The following is an 18,694-nucleotide window of genomic DNA, read 5'->3' as shown; positions in this document are numbered from 1 at the left end:
ATACGGCAAGCTCCGATTAAGCTCCATGAACCTTGCGCGTGTTACAATTGCGCAATGTTAACTCTATATCCCAATCGTCGCTTCTCTGTTGCCCCCATGCTGGACTGGACAGACAGGCATGAGCGTTATTTTTTGCGCCTGCTCAGCCGCCATGCCCTGTTATATACAGAAATGGTTACAAGCGGCGCGATTATACATGGTGATGTGGCACGACATCTGGCATTTGATCCAGCCGAGCATCCAGTCGCATTGCAGCTCGGTGGCAGTGAGCCTCCGGATATGGCACGTGCAGCGGAAGCCGGGCAGCAATACGGCTATGACGAAATCAATATCAATGTTGGCTGCCCAAGCGACCGGGTGCAATCGGGACGTTTTGGTGCATGTCTGATGGCTGAACCGAAACGGGTTGCTGACTGCATTAAAGCCATGCGTGAGGTCAGCGACTTGCCGATCACCGTTAAATCGCGGGTGGGCATAGACGAACATGATTCTGATGAATTCTTGCAGCAGTTTATCGAGACAGTTGCCAGTGCTGGCTGCTCGACTTTTGTATTGCATGCCCGCATCGCCTTGTTACAGGGGCTCAGTCCCAAAGAAAACAGGGATATCCCGCCGCTGCAGTATGAGCGCGTATATCGCATGAAACGCCGCTACCCAGAACTGGAAATCATCATCAACGGCGGCATTAGAACCCTGCCCGAGTGCCAGGAGCATTTGCGCCACACAGATGGCGTGATGCTTGGCAGAGAGATTTATCAAAACCCGTATTTCCTGGCGCATATTGATCGGGCGCTGTATGACGCTCAGGCACCAATACCTGAGCGTACGGAAATTCTTGCAGCCTATCTGACTTATGTGCGACAGCAGCTTTCTGAAGGCGCTTCACTACAGCATCTGACACGACATATTCTGGGAATTTACAAAGGCGAACCCGGCGGGAGGCTTTTCCGCCGGCATTTGAGCGAACATGCACATCGCAAACAGGCTACGGCCAGTGTGCTGGAGGACGCTATCGCACTGGCAGAGCATGCTCGCATGAAAAAACAAAATGAGGTAAATGACAATGTTAGGCACGATACGGCAGTTTTTTGAGAGCCAGCTTTTCAGCACTGAACAAGAATCAGACCAGGATCGGGTCTGTCGGTTGCAATTGGCCAGTGCTGCACTCATGTTTGAATTGTTGAAAACCGATCGTCACATCGACGACCGTGAAACGCACAAACTAAAGGAAATTCTCACGGACCGCTTCCAGTTGCCCGCCAGGCAGCTTCAGGAGATTATTGAACTTGCAGAAGCTGAGTCTGCCGCCGCGGTTTCCCTGTATGAATTCACCAGTCTGGTCAATGAGCACTACGACTATGATGAGAAGGTACAGTTGATTCGCCATCTTTGGGAATTGGCGATGGCGGATGATGACCTGGATAAATACGAAGAACAGATGATTCGCCGCACAGCGGATCTGATTTACGTCTCACACAGTGATTTTATTAAAACCAAATTAGCGGTCAGGGACGCCAGGGCAACAGAAAATTAATCCCAGTTGTCCCAGTCATCGTCCCAGGTCTCTTCGACTTCGCCGTCATTCACAAGATATTGTCGCTGCTGCAGGTAGGCTTCGCGGGTAAATATGTAGGGGTCACCGGTAATCAAGGACTCCACGGACATCGCCGCCACACGGCGATCAAGCTGCTCCAGCGCGAAAGCGCTGTTGCGCACTCTGATATTATCCTGGTGATTGATCGGATTGGTTGCCGTATCAACCAGAAGCCCCAAAGAGTCTCGGAGTGTGCTGGGGCCAAACAAGGGCAGGACCATATAGGGACCTGGACCAATGCCCCAATATCCGAGCGTCTGTCCAAAATCTTCATCATTGCGGTTAAAACCAATGGGTGTGGCGACATCAAAAATGCCAAGCACGCCTACTGTAGTATTCACCATTATCCGCCCGGCATCACTGGCTGCGGCTTCCAGTTTTACCTGCAACAGGTTATTTGCCAGTACGCTGACATCACCGATATTGTAGAAAAAATTTCTGACTCCCTGGCGCGCGGGTGCCGGAATATAGCGTGTATAACCACGAGCAACCGGCAACAGAAAATACCGATCCATAAATACGTTAAAGCTGTGAACTTTCTGGTTAATGGATTCCAGCGGATCATCTTCCGCTGCCGCAACTGCTAGCTGACTGTTCATGACCAGAACGGATATCAGCATTGCGCTTATAGCCACTTTTCCCATCAGAGATACCACTTAGTGAAAACCGCCGCATTATCTCAAATTCAGCCAACCTTCTCCAATTGTTTACGTAATCGCTTCTCTGATACTGGCCCCTTCGTGCCCAACTGCTGAGCAAAGCTGGAGACTCTTAATTCCTGCAACCACCACTGGAAATCTGCCAGCACACCAGGTTTGAGCTGTTCGGCGCGCTGCCAGTCTTTTTGCAAACTGGCAATCATATTACTGAGCTGCCGGTCTTTTTCAGCTTGAGACGGAAGCTTGTCAAGTCGTTGATCAAGAGCTTTGAGGTAGCGTGGATACTCCCAGATCCAGTCAGACGGGGCCGAGTCCGGGAAGTGATCCGGAATAAGTAGCTCAAGCTGATGTCGGATATCCTTGATTGAATCCGGAAACCGGGCCTGAAGTGATTTTAGTCGATGTTCGACAGAAAACGCATAACTGTAGACATCCTGGAGTAAGCGGAAAAGTCGGTCTCCGGTAGCCACCAGATCAGCCTTGCCGACATCAAGTTGCCGCTGAAAGCTCTGTGAGTCGTGTGGCCTCACACTGCCGGTCGCAAACGCCAGGCGGTACACTGTGAGCAGCGCAAATGCAGGCCACTCGGTGTTTTGGGATAACAGCTTGAGACCGAGGCTCTTCTGCAGATTTTTCAGCCGATTGGCGAGAAGTTCTCGCTGCTGAGCCGTTCTGAACATGTACAGGCGTGCAAGACCCCGCTCGGTCAGTCTGCTGGCCGCTGACTGCGTGTCACATAAAACGATAGCCACGCTGTCGCTGTCATCACGCAAAGCCGGATATCGCAACAACCTTATGCCCTGTTCTTTGACTTCCAGCACCTCAGGTAATTCAAAATTCTTCCAGTCTTTCAGTCCGTTTTGTTCGATACCATGACTGGGATTTTTCTGGCTTTTGGCGCTTCCGGCAAAGCGGCTCTGCAGGTCAGCAAGAACATGCCCCCTGGCCAGCTCTTTGCCATTCGCGTCAATAATGCAGACGGTCGGGCGTAGATAAACCGGCACTGTGGACTCGTCCCACGCGTCAGCAGGCACGCGGACTCTTCTCTGCTGCCAGGCTTGCTCTGCCAGAAGCGCCGTTAACACCGGTTTATCGGCTGCATCAGCTGCTTTTAGCGCTTGTTCCACGAACTCTGGCGCAGGCACCAACTGCTTGCGAATGGATTTGGGTAGACTTTTCACCAGAGCCACGCAACGCTCTTGTAGCAAGCCGGGTACCGCCCAGTCGAGATCCTGCTGACTCATCTGCGATATCAGCGTCAGCGGCACAGCTATACTGGCACCGTCGCGCTCGCTCCCTGGCTGAAACTGGTAGCTTATCTTCAGACTGTTCCTGAGCACATTAGTCAAATCAGGATAGGCAAGCTGGCTGTTGACATCAACGTCCCTGGCCAGGATATCCGCTTCACGCATGTGCAGTGAAGTATGCTGTGGATCTTTTTGTTTCCGACTCCAGCGTTCCAGAGTTGCGACGGAGTTGATACCGGGTGGCAGGCGCTGTTCGTAGAACTCTGCCAACACCTCGTCAGGCACAACAATATCCGGACGACGCTCCTTCTCTTCCTGTTTGCGATATTTTTCCAGCAATTGCTGATTGTGGGCGTAAAAAGGCGCTCTTAACTGGATGTCCCCCGCCAGCAGACCCTGATAGATAAAAATCTGCCTGCTTATCTGCGGATCAATTTTAGAATAGGACACCCGACGCCTTTCTATCAAGGTCAGACCAAACAGTGACAGCTTTTCATAAGCAACAACTTCACCCCGTTTCTTTTCCCAATGCGCATCAAAATACTCCCTGCGTAACAGATGTGCAGCTGCATCGACAACCCAGTTTGGTTCGATACGCGCCACTTGTGTGGCAAATACGCGGCTGGTTTCAATCAATTCAGCACTCATGACCCAGCGTGGCTGCTTTCTGGCCAGAACGGAAGAAGGGAATATGGAAAACTTGCGCCCGCGTGGTGTGGCGTACAAACCATCCTGAGATCGTTGCCCTATCTGATTCAAGGCGCCGGGCAACATACTTCGATGAGTCGCCTCATAATCTGGTCGATAGTCAGCAAGATCCTCATCTGCAGGTCGTGATAATTTAAGTCCCTGTTGCTGACACGAAAGCATCAACTGCCGATGTGTCTCACGCCATTCCCGTAATCGTAACCAGGACAGATAATTTTCTGAGCAATACTTGCGGAACTGACTGCTGCTGAGCGCCTGCCGCTCCAGTTCTACCAGGTGCCAGAGGCGGATCCACGACAGAAAATCTGACTCTTTGTCGGCATATTGTGCATGACGCTGGCGCGCCGCCTGTTTTTTGTCTGTGGGCGTATCACGGGGATCCTGTATGCTGAGGGCGCTGACAATAATCAAAAGGTCATACAGGCAGTGCCGTCTGGACGATTCCACCAACATACAGGCCAGTCTCGGATCTGTTGGCAACCTGGCCATCTGTCGGCCACGTGGTGTCAGAATTCGGTTAGCGTCAATAGCTCCAAGCTCTTCTAGAACACGAAAGCCATCGTTTATTGCGCGACGCTCAGGTGGCTCGATAAAAGGAAAGGATTCCACCTCACCAAGGTTTAACAACAGCATCTGCAGTATCACGGCACTGAGATTTGTACGCTTTATCTCCGGATCCGTGAATGGCGGACGATTGAGAAAGTCGTTCTCACTGTATAGACGCACGCAGATACCACTGGCGACCCGCCCGCAGCGTCCGGCTCGTTGATTGGCACTGGCCTGGGAAATCGGTTCAACTGGCAAGCGCTGAACCTTGCTTTGCACACTGTAGCGACTGATTCGCGCCAGACCACTGTCAATAACGTAACGAATACCAGGCACTGTCAAAGAGGTTTCAGCGACGTTAGTAGCCAGAATAATACGTCGCCCCCTGTGAGGCATAAAAATTCGTTGCTGCTCGTTCTGGGTCAGTCTGGCATATAACGGAATGATCTCTGTATCCGGCAATTGCAATTGCCGCAGGGTCAACGCTAACTCCCGAATATCCCGTTCACCACTGAGAAACACCAGAACATCACCAGGAGGCTGTCTGGTTTTGCTTTCGTGTTGCTTAAGTGTTTGCAGCGCCTGAATGACGCTTTGATGAAATCGATCATCCTCGCTCTCAACTTCCAGTTCGGCCGGATCCTGATAAATGATTTCAACCGGATAACTACGCCCGGACACACTAATGACTGGTGCAGCGGAAAAATGTTCAGAGAACTTGTCAACATCGATAGTGGCTGACGTGATGATCAGTTTCAGATCAGATCGTTTGGAGAGCAATTGCTTGAGATAACCGAGCAAAAAGTCGATGTTAAGACTTCGCTCGTGCGCCTCGTCAACTATTATCACATCATATTTCGACAGCAATTTATCCTGCTGAATCTCCGCCAGCAGAATTCCATCGGTCATCAGTTTGATACGGGTATCGGGGCTGGTGGTGTCACTGAAACGCACCTGATAACCCACGCCCTTGCCCAGCGTGGTATTCAGCTCTTCTGCAATACGACTGGCGACTGATCGTGCTGCCAGGCGTCGGGGCTGCGTGTGACCAATCAGTTTTTTTTCACCGAGTCCAAGCTCCAGACAGATCTTGGGCAATTGCGTGGTTTTTCCAGAGCCAGTTTCGCCAGCCACCACCACAACCTGGTTTTCTCTGATGGCGGTGGCTATTTCCGCCCGCTTTTCTGATACCGGCAGTCCCGGCGGATAACTGATCTGCACAGTGCACGTATCCGTCTTTTATGACAATGTGGCCAGTTCCTGTTCGCGCAATTCGCGACGCAGAATCTTGCCGACATTCGACTTTGGAAGATCGTCCACAAACACGATCTGTTTGGGCACCTTGTAGGCTGTCAGATTCTCTCTGCAATATGAAGTCAATTCATCAAGCGTCAGAACATTGTCCCTGCGCACAACAAACAATTTTATGACTTCGCCACTCTTGTCATTGGGAATGCCAATAGCCGCGCTCTCTGCAACGCCGGGGTGCGAGTTGACAACTTCCTCTACCTCGCTTGGAAACACATTAAACCCCGAAATGATAATCAGGTCTTTTTTCCGGTCCACTATCTTGATGAAACCATCCTCATCGATGACGGCAAAATCGCCGGTTTTGAACCAGCCATCTTCCGTAATCGACTCTCGTGTAGCCTTGTCATTCTGCCAGTAACCCTTCATGACTTGCGGACCACGAACCCAGAGTTCACCTTTTTCATTGATTCCCGTATCCTGGCCCTGCTCATCAACTGTCATGACTTCGGTACCCGGCACGGCAGGCCCTACTGTCCCGATTTTGACCTTGTCGTGCGGATTCACACTGACAACCGGAGAGCACTCTGTCAGTCCGTAACCCTCATAAACCTGACAGCCAGTCACTTTTAACCACTCTTCTGCTACGCTGATGGTAAGCGCCATGCCACCGGAGCCGGTAAAGCGCATATCAGAAAAATTAACCCGATTGATTTGACGATGTCGGCACATGGCCAGAAAAAGGGTGTTAAGTCCCACAAAACCGTTGATCTCCGGCAGCGCAGCCAATGTTTTAATCAGATCATCAATATCTCTGGGATTTGGAATCAGAACACTCAAGTTGCCTGCGTAAACCCCGGCCATGCAATGGAACATAAAGGCATAGGTATGGTACAGCGGCAGCGGCGCAACGATCGTATCCTCCTTATCACGAATCAGCGCCTTGCTGACTTGACGAAGTTGCATCATATTGCTGATCAAATTCTGATGAGTCAACATGGCACCTTTTGCGAGTCCTGTGGTACCACCGGTATAAAGAACAATAGCGACATCAGTTCCACTGTCAATTTTCGATAGTTCAGCGGGGGGCTGCGCCAATGCATCGCGCCAGGAATGTGCTCTGGCAATCTTCCAGGCTGGCACCATGCGTTTGATGTACTTGACTGCCAGGTTCACCACACTTCGTTGAGGTTGTGGCAGCATGTCGCCGATCTGGGTAGTGATGACACAACAGATATCAGTGTCGGCCAGAATTTTTTCCAGATTGTGGCAGAAATTCTCCAGGATAATGATTCCCCGTACACCGGAGTCAGTAAACTGATGTTTCATTTCTCGTGCGGTATACAGCGGATTGGTGTTGACAATGACCAGCCCGGCTCGCGCAGCGGCCATCACAGCGACGGGAAACTGCAGGATATTTGGCATTTGAATAGCAATACGATCGCCCGCTTTTAATCCACTATGCTTAATCAGCCAGTTTGCCAGTCGCGCACTGGCGTCGTTGAGGTCGGCGTAAGTCATTTGGTGACCCATGCATTGAAAGGCTGGCCTGTCAGCGTGATGGTCAAACGCGTATTCAAATACATCAGCAATTGTCTTGAATTGACTGGTGCTCATATCTCCGGTGGTTTCAAGGGCTGGGGCTGTAAACATTTTGGTTCTCCGGGGGTTTAGCTGATCTTATTTGCTCAAAAGCTGCATGGCTTCTTCAAGCCCTTTAACGGTCATCGGATACATTCGGTCATTTAACAACTGCCGCACGACCGCAATCGAATAACCATGCTCCCAATGTTCTTTGGGTGTAGGGTTTATCCAGGCCACGTGGTCGTAGTGCTCAGTTACCTGTTGCATCCAGTAGGCCCCTGGCTGCTCGTTGTAGTGCTCGATACTGCCGCCGACATGGGTGATTTCGTAAGGTGCCATGGTGGCATCGCCAACAAAAAGGACTTTATAATCTTTGCCATATTTATTGAGTACGTCTGTCAGCAGCGTCGTTTCGGCTTGCCTGCGGAGACTCTTTTTCCATACAGACTCATAGATAAAATTATGGAAATAGAAATACTCCAGGTGTTTGAACTCCGAGCGAGCGGCTGAGAACAATTCCTCACACACTTTTACGTAGGGATCCATCGATCCGCCTACATCAAAGAAAATCAGCACTTTTACGGCATTATGCCGTTCAGGGATCATTTTTATATCCAACATGCCTGCATTTCTGGCAGTCGATGAAATGGTGTCGTCGATGTCCAGTTCATCCTGCGCGCCGTCTCGTGCAAATTTGCGCAGCCGGCGCAGCGCCATTTTTATATTTCGGGTGCCAATCTCAACGGAATCATCCAGATCGCGGTATTCACGCTTGTCCCAGACTTTGACGGCACGCCCTTCCCGTCCATCATCCTGACCTATGCGTACTCCTTCAGGGTTGTAACCAAATGCCCCAAAGGGTGATGTGCCACCTGTGCCTATCCATTTGTTGCCGCCCTGATGCCTTTCCTTCTGTTCCTTTAGCCGTTCGCGGAATGCTTCCATCAGCTTGTCCAGGCCACCCATAGCTTCAATCTGTGCGCGTTCCTCCTCGCTCAGACTTCGTTCGAACTGGCGACGCAGCCATTCATCAGGAATCATTTCCTTAAGCAGGTCATCAAGCACATCAAGTTCGTGAAAATATCTAATGAAGGCCTTATCGAATCGATCGAAATACTTTTCATCTTTGACCAAACACAGGCGAGCCAGCATATAGAACTCTTCCATGTCTGCAAAAGCGAAATTCCGCTGAAGACAGTCGAGCAGAGTGAACAGCTCAGTGATACTGACTGGCACTCGTTCTCTGCGTAGCGTGTTGAAGAAACGAATCAGCATGAGCCGTTAACGTTTGGCGCGATGCATAAATGCCAGTTTCTCCAGCAAATGTACATCCTGCTCATTTTTCAGTAGCGCACCGTATAATGGGGGTATGGCACTGGTATTATCCTTGTTGCGCAATACCTCTTCCGGGATATCGTCGGCCAGCAGAAGTTTCAGCCAGTCGATCAATTCGGAGGTCGATGGTTTCTTCTTGAGACCAGGTACTTTACGCACGTCGAAAAAAATATCCATCGCCTGACTGAGCAACTCCTTTTTGATGTCAGGGAAATGCACGGCAATGATCTTTTCCATGGTCACCGGATCAGGAAACTTGATGTAGTGGAAGAAACAGCGCCGTAAAAACGCGTCGGGTAACTCCTTCTCATTATTGCTGGTGATGATGACGATCGGTCGATGTTGTGCCTTGACCTGTTGACGGGTTTCGTAAACGTAAAACTCCATCTTGTCTATTTCCAGCAACAGGTCGTTGGGGAACTCGATATCAGCCTTGTCGATTTCGTCAATCAACAGCACTACCGGTTCATCTGCCTCAAAGGCTTCCCACAATTTGCCTTTCACGATGTAGTTGGCGATATCATGCACCTTCGGGTCACCCAGTTGTGAATCGCGCAATCGGGATACCGCATCGTATTCATACAGACCCTGCTGAGCGCGGGTTGTAGACTTTATGTGCCACTGAATTATTCTCAATCCCAGTGATTCAGCAATCTGTTCAGCCAGCATGGTTTTACCCGTGCCCGGCTCGCCTTTTATCAACAGGGGTTTCTGCAAACTGATGGCCGCGTTGACCGCCATCTGGAGTTCGCCGGTGGCGACATACTGTCTGGTTCCGGTAAAGCGCATAATTTCCTCTTTCACTGAAGTTTTTTCTTGATCATGTTCCAGAACAGACCTGCCAGAATCGCCAGGCTGAGTGCCAGCAACAAGGGGACAAATCCGCGAATGAAGGCATCGCCGCCCAGAGTGATCATGTCCAGTGTAATCACCATAAGCACGGGAGCCATGAGATCGTTGTCGGCACTGATATACCAGGGTGTATAGATCAGCGCAATCATAATACCCCGCATAACATTAGCCAGGGTTTTGGGTCGAATGACAGCAGTCGCACGATAGAACAGTACGTAGCAAATCGTGCCAGCAGCCAGGTAAATCGCCCAACTGGTCAGATAACCGTAAATATTCAGCATCGCTGGCCCCGTCTCCGTACTGTGCAGCTCATGTCGATCCACATCAGGCGGTCACCCACCGAATGATGTGTTCCTCAATTCCGTCATCATGGACATACTCCTCAGAGATCACTTTGCCGGTCACGGCGATGCCTTCATCAAGCATAGCCTGTCGCGAGCCTGTCAGTAACGGATGCCATTCTGGCAAGGGCAAACCCTGATATCTGAGTTTATAAGCACAGCTTGCCGGAATCCAGTCATGTTCACGTGCCAGAGTATCCAGATCGAGTACCAGGCAGTCCGGCACCAGCGTCTGTCGGTTTGCATAGGAAGTGCAACCGCAGGTTGGCTGATCCAACAGCTTGCAGACCACGCGCGTGTACCAGATCCGGTCGTCTTCGTCTTGAAGCTTTTTCAGGCAGCAGCGGCCACAGCCATCGCACAGTGACTCCCATTCGCGGCGGTTCAGGCTTTCCAGTGGTTTCTCCCAGAAAGGCTGTAATTGATTGTCAGCGGATTGTTTGTCAGGCATCACTCTTGACTCCCAGGGCCTGTGCGATCGGCTCGTGTAGCAAAGTCTGCTGCCATACACGGACTTCAGACGGCCAACGGATCATATTCCAGTCTTCAACATTTTCATTGAGTCGTAATATACGGATTAATACTTTTTTACGGGCCAGCAATTCTTCAGCGATACCGCTTTGTTTGGCTATAAGACCAACCGCTTTTTGCATTTTCTTTAACAATACTCTTTGATGATGGTTGAGAGGTGCCCCATCGATATTCTCCAGCACATCCTGAGGCACCGGTTCAGCCTTACATACCAGGGCGAGTATCGCATCTGCGTCTTTGTTGTAAAGATTTCTGGACATTTCTTTCAGAGACTTAAGCTCCGACAGCGTTTCCGGCATCCGTTCAGCAATCTGAATGAGATCGGCGTCCCGGGCCACCCAGGTCCTGGGAGTATCTCTAAGCCGTGCCTGTTGTTCACGCCAGATACCAAGGAGTTGCAGTACACCCAATTGCTGCGTGTTCAGACGCCAGGCGGCACCCATCTGCTGATATAGATTTGGCCACGAGGCTTCATCTTCGATACGAACAGCTGTATCAATCATTGCAGCACACTCGGCCTGAAACATTGCAAGACGATCGCGCGCATGCAATTGATCACACAAGCGTTTATACAACTCTGGCAGGTACTTTACATCCAGTGCAGCATAGTGGAGTTGCTGCTCGCTGAGAGGGCGATGCAGCCAGTTTGAGCGGGTTTCCCCCTTTCCAAGTGCAATGCCAGTCATATCATTGACCAGATTCTGGTAGCTGATACTGGGGCCGTATCCCAGAAAGGCAGCGGCCTTCTGAGTATCAAACAAGGGCTCTGGCAGCATCCCGAAGAAGTTCAGAAACAAAACCAGATCCTCAGAAGAAGAATGCAGCACTTTACAAATGGCCGGATTATTCAATAGCGCCTTGAATGATGAAAAGTCATCGATATCAAGTGGATCCAGCAAATAAACATCCTGACCATCACAGACCTGAATCAGACCTGGTTTTGGATAAAAGGTATTGACCCGAATAAATTCAGTGTCAAGAGCCAGTACAGGCAGGTGACTCCACTTATCACACAATTGATCCAGCTCCCGGGAGAGGCTGACGAATGTGTAGTCTACTGCGTTTACCGAGTCGTTCATTTCAGGCGTAGTCGTCCGTTAAATGCATGGCTTAATGTACCCCCATCAACAAATTCAAGCTCTCCGCCAACCGGCACGCCGTGAGCGATTCTTGAAACACTCAATTCCCGGTCCCTGAGCAAAGCGGCGATATAGCTGGCTGTAGCCTCGCCTTCTACAGTCGGATTGTTGGCAAGTATCACCTCCTGAACAGGACGAGAATCAAGAAGAGTCAGTAGTTCAGAAATACCTATCTCCTGTGGGCCTATGCCGTCAATAGGTGACAGGTGGCCCGTCAACAGGAAGTACATTCCGTTATAGCTGCCGGCCTGCTCTATAGCAAACATATCTGCTGGTGAGCCAACAATACATAATAGACTCTGATCCCGGTTCGGGTTGCTGCAGAGTCTACATACCGCCTCTTCCGTCAACGCCCGGCATTGCTGGCAACGTCCCAGCCGCTGCAGGGCCTCGGTAATTGTTTCACTTAAAAGAGCTGCACCAGTGCGGTTGCGTTCCATCAGGTAGAGCGCCATGCGCTGTGCAGATTTTGGTCCAACGCCCGGCAGGCAGCGCAAAGACTGGATTAATTGGTCGAGCAATTTACTGTGCATTGTCAAAAAGGAAACCGGAATCCTTCCGGTAACTTCAATCCCGAAGCCATCTGGCTCAGAGAGTCTTTATTACCGTCCTCGAGTTTCTTGACCGCATCATTAATGGCAGCGACGATCAGGTCCTCGATTATCTCCTTTTCTTCGTTCATCAGGTCGTCGCTCAACTCGACCCTCCTGGCATCATAGCGACCGCCCAGCTCTATCTTGACCAGGCCTGCACCGGATTCGCCGGTTACGCTGCGTTTGGCTGCCTCTTCCTGAGCCTTCTGCATTTGCTCTTGCATTTTCTTGGCCTGTTGCATCAGCTCGTTTATATTAAGTTCGCTCATAATGTGTCCTCAACTGTTCAATGCGTGCATCAAAGGTAGTCACCAGGGCAACTACACCCGGATCATTGTGAAAACTATGGTGTAAGGCCTCGATAGCCTCGCGCTTGATTCTGGCACGTCTCTGCGCCGGTGTTTCGGTGTTCAGTGCGGCTTTGGAGATGCTGACCGTCATTTCGCGACCAGAAACCTCAGACAGAGCTCTGGCAATGTGTTGATCCTGATCGATTGAATACAGCGCACTCTGATTTTCGTCTAGCAGCAAATCCATATGAGATACTGTCTGACTATCGGGGATACAGTTCCAGAGGATATTTGCACTGATGCCAGTTAAACGGCACTGTTCAACCAGACGGTACCAGTCGTCTATATCGGTGACCGGGGCAGCCGCAGCATCAATACTATCGGTTTTCTCTTCAGGCAGCGGCTGACTACCCTGTATTTCTTCTTTCTGCTCCGAATCGGCTTCATGAGCTACTGCGCCGGCGAGGGGTGATACCGGGTCAGGATTTTGCGCCGGAGAACTCAGGGGCTTTTTTTTTTCGACTGACTGATCTGGTATGTGTTCAGCTTCTTCATGTCCAAAAACATCTGGACTGAAGGCGAGCATCCGTAGCAGAGACATTTCGAAACTCATGCGCTTATCGGGCGAGAATTTCATTTCCTGGATACATTGCAGGGCAAACTGGTAATAGAGCTGCACATCTTCAGCAGCCAATTGCCCTGCCAGCGACTGCACAAGCTCTTTGTCACCCTGGCTGTTGTCCACCGTGCCGGGCACAGCCTGAGCGAGCGCCAGTCGATGCAGTAATTCCGCCATCGCTGTCATCAGGCGTTCGAAGTCGGGATTATTTTCGGCGCACTGAGCTATATCATTTATCACACGCTCGCCATCTCGATCTTTCAGAGCATCCAGCAGGGAAAACAACAGCTTATGATCCGGCGTACCCAATAGCGCGGTCACGGCCTGACTATGCACCCGACCTTCGCCAAAAGAAATACTTTGATCCAGCAAGGTCAATGCATCACGCATACTGCCATTAGCCGCCCGCGCCAGCTGCCATAGCGCGTTTTCTTCAAATTCAATCTGCTCGGCCGTCAACACAGACTGCAGGTAGTTGACAATTTGCTGAGGTGCCAGGTTTTTGAGATGAAACTGCAGACAGCGCGATAAAACAGTTACCGGTAGTTTCTGGGGGTCGGTAGTGGCCAGCAGGAATTTGACGTGCGGCGGGGGTTCTTCCAGCGTCTTCAGCAGGGCATTAAAACTGTGCGTTGACAGCATATGAACTTCGTCTATCAGATAGACCTTGAAACGACCACGCGACGGAGCATACTGGACATTTTCCAGGAGCTCACGGGTATCTTCCACACGGGTGCGCGAAGCGGCATCCACTTCAATCAGATCGATAAAGCGGCCTTCAGAAATTTCGCGACAGGCATCGCATTGCCCGCAAGGTGCAGCCGTGATCCCTGTTTCGCAATTCAGACAACGAGCCAGGATACGGGCGACGGTCGTTTTGCCTACGCCCCGTGTACCTGTGAACAGATAAGCATGATGCAGGCGTTGCTGCTCCAGAGCATGGCTCAGAGTCTGCAGGACATGCGCCTGGCCGGCCATTTCACTGAAATTTTTTGGACGCCATTTTCTGGCGAGCACCTGATAACTCATGCGTGTCAGTCTTGTCGAATAGTCAAAGGACTATTGTATTGCAATCAATCGTCAAGTGACAGAGCCGTATTGGCCGGGAATAGTATCTGAAGTGCTGCAGGTGAGTGGCGTATAGAAGTAACTGGAGGTACCTCCTGCCAGCCACACCACGGCACATGAGTCAGCTGTTACCGTTGCTCCCTTCCGGGCCTGGCGGGGTTCACAGCCTATCATTGCGCGGGGACCGACAAGAGGCACCATTACAACACTGCCGTGAGCGAGTCACGGCAAGGGCGGCATTATGGGCAATAACGGCGACTGAATCAAGTGGCTCCGCGACTCAGGGTAAAGACAGGCCAATAAGTCGTGTATCCGGCCCTGCTCCGATTGCCATCACGATAAACTGCTTGCCGTTAACCATATAGCTCATTGGCGTGCCCATTGGCGGTAATGGCAAATCCAGTTCGCTCAAGACAGCGCCGCTCTGCTTGTCGTAACTGCGAATCAATGGCCTGCTGCCATCAAGCTGGGCAACAAACAGCAGACTTTTTGTCAGCAAAGGCCCATTGCGCCCGAAACTTCCTACCGGGCCGGGATCCTCAATACCCATGTTGATCAGGCGCTGCCGGATACCTTCCCCATGCGGCACCATCCAGAGATGCTCTCCCCGATTAAGATCAATGGCCGTAATTCTTGCATAGGGTGGTTTGATTAACGGCAGACCCTGCGGGCCACTGATATCAAAGCTGCGATCACGTATATAGCCAAAGTCGGATTCCCCCGACTCGGGCTTTCGCAGTCGGACGAATCGGGGTGCCGAAAACGATGGAACGTACATCACGCCAGTCTCGGGATCGGTTGCTGCACCGGTCCATGTCGCACCGCCGCTGTAACCGGGGAAAATGATGACACCGCGCTCGGAGGGCGGCGTATAAAGCGGCCCATAGTCCACATCCGCGATCAAGGCTAATGCCTGTTCACGTAGTTCCGGCGTAAAGTCGATCAGAGTCGCATCCGAAATACCCTGCGGCTCGAAAGGCGGTGGTTTGCTCGGAAACGGCTGGGTTGGCGAACTGCGCTCGCCGGGCACATTTGATTGCGGAACGGCCCGGTCTTCAATCGGCCAGACCGGCTCTCCGGTTATCCGATCAAAAACAAACACGAAGCCCTGCTTGCTAACCTGGGCGACCGCTTTGATGATTTCGCCGTTAATGTTGATATCAAGCAGATTGGGCGCCGCCGGCAAATCATAATCCCACAATCCGTGCCTGACGGTCTGAAAATGCCAGACCACCTCACCGGTGGCTGAATCCAGGCAGACCAGGCTCTCGGCGTACAGGTTGTCGCCAAGACGGTGTGCACCGTACCAATCGTTGTTGGGCGTGCTGGTTGGCAGGTAGACATAGCCGGTTTCCGGATCGGCGCTCATTGTCGTCCATACGTTAGTCGCGCCGGCTGTGCGCCATGCGCCATTCTCCCAGGTCTCTGCGCCCGCCTCCTCGCCTTGCGGAATGGTGTGGAATATCCAGCGCTGTTCGCCGGTCCGCGCATCGAAACCGCGCACATGCCCCGGGGGCAACTGATCCTGAAACAGTGGCCCGTCACTGATAGAAGATCCCACAACAATGATGTCATTAATGACAGTTGGCGGCGAAATCGCACCATACAGGCCAATGCGCGTCTCGCGCCCCAGGCCAAGTTTGAGGTCAACGACGCCATTCTCTCCGAAGGCCGCATCCGGCTGGCCGGTTCGGGCGTTGATTGACCACAGCAAGCCATCGTTAGCCGCCATCAAAATACGGCCGTCAATGCCATCATCCCACCAGGCGACGCCCCGGTGATTGTTGTTGAAATTCGGATGACGCCCTCTTTGCCAGGAACCGGTATCAAACACCCAGCGTTGTTCACCACTCACCGCATCTATAGCAGCCACCTGCCCCAGTGAGGTGCTCACGTAAAGGGTGTCATCGATCATGATCGGGGTGGATTTATACTCCCCGGCACTGGCATTGTCGTGTTGACGGAACAACTCATTGTCCGGAGTTTCCCAGGACCACGCAATCTGCAGCTCGTTCACATTGCTGGCATTTATCTGTTCCAGCGGCACGTATTTGCTGGCGGCCAGATCAGAACCATAGGTCTGCCAGTCGACCGTTTGTGCAGTTGCCGTCGCCGAGACACTGACGACAACTGCGGTAGACAGCCAGGCAAGACTTTTACGAATTCGCGGCACTCTGGAATCAGGGCAAGGCATAGCTCACCATAAAGGATTCGGGCCCGCCACCCAGCGCAATCGCGATATACTGCTTGCCATCTGCCATGTAGGTCATTGGTGTCGCCGATGGGACAGAAGGCAGATCGATTTCGTGCACAATGGCGCCGCTTGTCTTGTCGAAGGCACGCAGCACCGACCTGCCACCATCCTGCTGCGCTATAAACAGCAAGGTACGGGTCAGCACCGGACCTGTTCGAGAGGCCGAACCGACCGGGCCCGGATCCTCAATGCCGAGATCGATAATCCGCTGCCTGGGGCCTTCACCATGCGGAACCATCCAAAGATGATCGCCGGAGTTCAGGTCTATGGCAGTGATTCGCCCATAAGGTGGCTTGGTCAGAGGCAAGCCCTGCGGGCCATTAACCGACGTTACCCCGCCACGCACGTATCTGAAATCGGAGGTGCCAGGTTCAGGCTCCACCAGCTGCACGACAATGGGTCCTGTGCCTGATGGGATGTAGACAATCCCGGTTTCCGGATCAACGGCAGAACCCTGCCAACCACCGCCACCGGCCCAGCCTGGCAGCAAAATGGTGCCACGCAGCGATGGCGGCGTAAACAGTGGGCCATAGTCAAAGCGCTGGATATTCTCCATGGCTTCGGCGCGCAGCTGAGGAGTGAAGTCGACTATTGTCTCATCCGAAACACCCTGCGGCTCAAAGGCTGCAGGCCGTGTCGGGTGAAGTTGGGTCGGCGACGTGCGCTCGCCTGGCACTGTAGATTGAGGTACAGGCCTTTCTTCCATGGGCCAGACAGGTTCGCCGGTTTCGCGATTCAGAACATAAACAAACCCTTGTTTGGAAATCTGGGCCAGCGCTTTTACAGGTTTACCGTCGACAGTGATATCCACCAGATTGGGCGCCGCCGGTAGATCATAATCCCACAAGCCGTGTTTGACCGCCTGAAAATGCCAGCGTCTTTCGCCTGTCAGCGCATCAACCGCGATCAACGTCTCAGCAAACAGGTTGTCACCCAGCCTGTGGCCACCGTACCAGTCATTGGTTGGAGTACCAACCGGCAGATACACCAATCCCAGCTCCGGGTCCGCACTCATTTGCGTCCAGACGTTGGTATTGCCGACTTTTTGCCAGGAATCGTTCTCCCAGGTCTCATTGCCAAACTCGCCCGCCTGGGGAATGGTGTGGAATATCCATACCTGTTCGCCAGTTCTGACATCAAAGGCCCGAACATGCCCTGGAGGAGCCTCCTGATACATCGGTCCATCGTGGATCGATGAACCGACTATTGCCAGATGTTCATAGATCAGCGGTGCTGACATCATAGTGTAAGCGCGACGATTAATCTCCCTGCCCAGACCCTGCGCCAGATCTACTTTACCGCCATCACCGAAACTCTCATCCAGTTGGCCGGTTTCAGCATCAATTGACCAAAGATAAGCGTCATTGGATAGCGCCAGAATGCGCTTTTGGTCACCATCACTCCAGTAGCTGACGCCCCGGCTGTTATAACCAAGGTTCGCGGGGCGCCCTGCCTCCCAGCCCCTTGTATCAAACATCCAGAGCTCTTCGCCGCTTACACCGTCAATAGCGGAAACCCGGCCGAATGAGGTGTTTATATACAGCACGCCATCGATCGCAATGGGTGTGGCCTTGAATGCTGAAGGTGTGGCGCGAAAGTTCTCCGCAGCGTGATTGGCCGCAACGGTGGCGTTATCAGGTGAATCCCAGCGCCAGGCCTGTCTCAATTGACTGACGTTGCGCTCATCAATTTGATCAAAAGGAGCATATTTGCTGGACCCGAGATCGGAGCCGTAGTGCTGCCAGTCATTAGCATGCGCCAGGGTACCGAGCCCAGCCAGCAATGCTGAGACTGAAAAAACAAGTGATTTTGGAAGAAACCGGGGAAACAGACAGATTTGCGGCTTGGATGGGTACATGCTGTGCTCTCTTGTCGATTATTTTTTTATCGGGCAAGAGGATCTTACAACATGCCAGCCAGACTGTTAAAGCCTGAATAGAACTTTGTTAAAAGCGATCTGCTGAAAGGGAATTTGGCGGTGAGGGAGGGATTCGAACCCTCGATACGTTTCCGTATACACACTTTCCAGGCGTGCTCCTTCAGCCACTCGGACACCTCACCGTTTTAAGGCGCGTAACTCTATACC

15 protein-coding genes, 1 tRNA gene and 1 other RNA gene are annotated in these 18,694 nt (G+C 52.0%); 2 read left to right on the top strand and 15 right to left on the bottom strand.

Annotated elements, in window-relative coordinates; genetic code table 11:
* The first annotated feature begins 54 nt into the window (after positions 1 to 54).
* Both dusA and PS2015_RS07380 read left to right on the top strand, forming a co-directional pair.
* The gene (gene dusA, locus PS2015_RS07385) at positions 55 to 1,092 is read left to right on the top strand and encodes a tRNA dihydrouridine(20/20a) synthase DusA (protein ID WP_058021608.1); all 1,038 of its coding nucleotides are present in this window, start codon (positions 55 to 57) and stop codon (positions 1,090 to 1,092) included.
* Positions 1,058 to 1,534, top strand: coding sequence for a tellurite resistance TerB family protein (locus PS2015_RS07380; RefSeq protein ID WP_082628027.1), 477 nt, complete (start codon positions 1,058 to 1,060; stop codon positions 1,532 to 1,534). The genes dusA and PS2015_RS07380 overlap by 35 nt, the downstream gene beginning before the upstream one ends.
* Here the strand turns inward: PS2015_RS07380 and PS2015_RS07375 are convergent.
* The 15 genes from PS2015_RS07375 to PS2015_RS07310 form a co-directional block, all read right to left on the bottom strand.
* Complete coding sequence (locus PS2015_RS07375; protein WP_237113406.1) at positions 1,531 to 2,214, bottom strand: MlaA family lipoprotein; 684 nt, start codon at positions 2,212 to 2,214, stop codon at positions 1,531 to 1,533. The genes PS2015_RS07380 and PS2015_RS07375 overlap by 4 nt on opposite strands.
* A gap of 65 nt (positions 2,215 to 2,279) precedes the next feature.
* Positions 2,280 to 5,975 (bottom strand): ATP-dependent RNA helicase HrpA, encoded by a 3,696-nt coding sequence (gene hrpA, locus PS2015_RS07370; RefSeq protein WP_058021605.1) that lies wholly within the window; start codon positions 5,973 to 5,975, stop codon positions 2,280 to 2,282.
* 18 nt (positions 5,976 to 5,993) lie between these two features.
* Positions 5,994 to 7,655 (bottom strand): AMP-binding protein, encoded by a 1,662-nt coding sequence (locus tag PS2015_RS07365; RefSeq protein ID WP_058021604.1) that lies wholly within the window; start codon positions 7,653 to 7,655, stop codon positions 5,994 to 5,996.
* 27 nt (positions 7,656 to 7,682) lie between these two features.
* Complete coding sequence (locus tag PS2015_RS07360) at positions 7,683 to 8,861, bottom strand: vWA domain-containing protein (protein ID WP_058021603.1); 1,179 nt, start codon at positions 8,859 to 8,861, stop codon at positions 7,683 to 7,685.
* 6 nt (positions 8,862 to 8,867) lie between these two features.
* Entirely contained in the window at positions 8,868 to 9,710 is an 843-nt protein-coding gene (locus PS2015_RS07355; protein WP_058023203.1) for an AAA family ATPase, read from the bottom strand.
* Between the two features lie 11 nt (positions 9,711 to 9,721).
* Positions 9,722 to 10,054 carry a hypothetical protein gene (locus PS2015_RS07350; protein WP_156412683.1) on the bottom strand — a complete coding sequence of 111 codons (333 nt, stop codon included), beginning with the start codon at positions 10,052 to 10,054 and terminating at the stop codon, positions 9,722 to 9,724.
* 43 nt (positions 10,055 to 10,097) lie between these two features.
* Positions 10,098 to 10,565 (bottom strand): YcgN family cysteine cluster protein, encoded by a 468-nt coding sequence (locus PS2015_RS07345; RefSeq protein WP_058021601.1) that lies wholly within the window; start codon positions 10,563 to 10,565, stop codon positions 10,098 to 10,100.
* Positions 10,558 to 11,724 (bottom strand): ribonuclease D, encoded by a 1,167-nt coding sequence (gene rnd / locus PS2015_RS07340; protein WP_058021600.1) that lies wholly within the window; start codon positions 11,722 to 11,724, stop codon positions 10,558 to 10,560. Before rnd ends, PS2015_RS07345 begins: the two co-directional genes overlap by 8 nt.
* Complete coding sequence (gene recR, locus PS2015_RS07335) at positions 11,721 to 12,317, bottom strand: recombination mediator RecR (RefSeq protein WP_058021599.1); 597 nt, start codon at positions 12,315 to 12,317, stop codon at positions 11,721 to 11,723. The genes rnd and recR overlap by 4 nt, the downstream gene beginning before the upstream one ends.
* 2 nt (positions 12,318 to 12,319) lie before the next feature.
* The gene (locus PS2015_RS07330; protein WP_058021598.1) at positions 12,320 to 12,646 is read right to left on the bottom strand and encodes a YbaB/EbfC family nucleoid-associated protein; all 327 of its coding nucleotides are present in this window, start codon (positions 12,644 to 12,646) and stop codon (positions 12,320 to 12,322) included.
* A complete protein-coding gene (gene dnaX / locus PS2015_RS07325; protein ID WP_058021597.1) occupies positions 12,633 to 14,315 on the bottom strand; it encodes a DNA polymerase III subunit gamma/tau in 1,683 nt (560 codons plus the stop codon). Before dnaX ends, PS2015_RS07330 begins: the two co-directional genes overlap by 14 nt.
* 132 nt (positions 14,316 to 14,447) lie before the next feature.
* Positions 14,448 to 14,544: signal recognition particle sRNA small type (gene ffs / locus PS2015_RS15455), an RNA gene on the bottom strand.
* 90 nt (positions 14,545 to 14,634) lie between these two features.
* A complete protein-coding gene (locus PS2015_RS07320) occupies positions 14,635 to 16,527 on the bottom strand; it encodes a pyrroloquinoline quinone-dependent dehydrogenase (RefSeq protein WP_169792282.1) in 1,893 nt (630 codons plus the stop codon).
* A gap of 7 nt (positions 16,528 to 16,534) precedes the next feature.
* Positions 16,535 to 18,466: a pyrroloquinoline quinone-dependent dehydrogenase gene (locus PS2015_RS07315; RefSeq protein ID WP_058021595.1), complete on the bottom strand. Its 1,932-nt coding sequence runs from the start codon at positions 18,464 to 18,466 to the stop codon at positions 16,535 to 16,537.
* A gap of 115 nt (positions 18,467 to 18,581) precedes the next feature.
* Positions 18,582 to 18,669, bottom strand: a tRNA-Ser gene (locus tag PS2015_RS07310).
* Positions 18,670 to 18,694 lie beyond the last annotated feature (25 nt).

Source organism: Pseudohongiella spirulinae (assembly GCF_001444425.1).
Classification (GTDB): Bacteria; Pseudomonadota; Gammaproteobacteria; order Pseudomonadales; family Pseudohongiellaceae; genus Pseudohongiella; species Pseudohongiella spirulinae.
The sequence above is the reverse complement of the archived record's forward strand: the minus strand, read 5'-3'. Positions and strand labels throughout refer to the sequence as shown.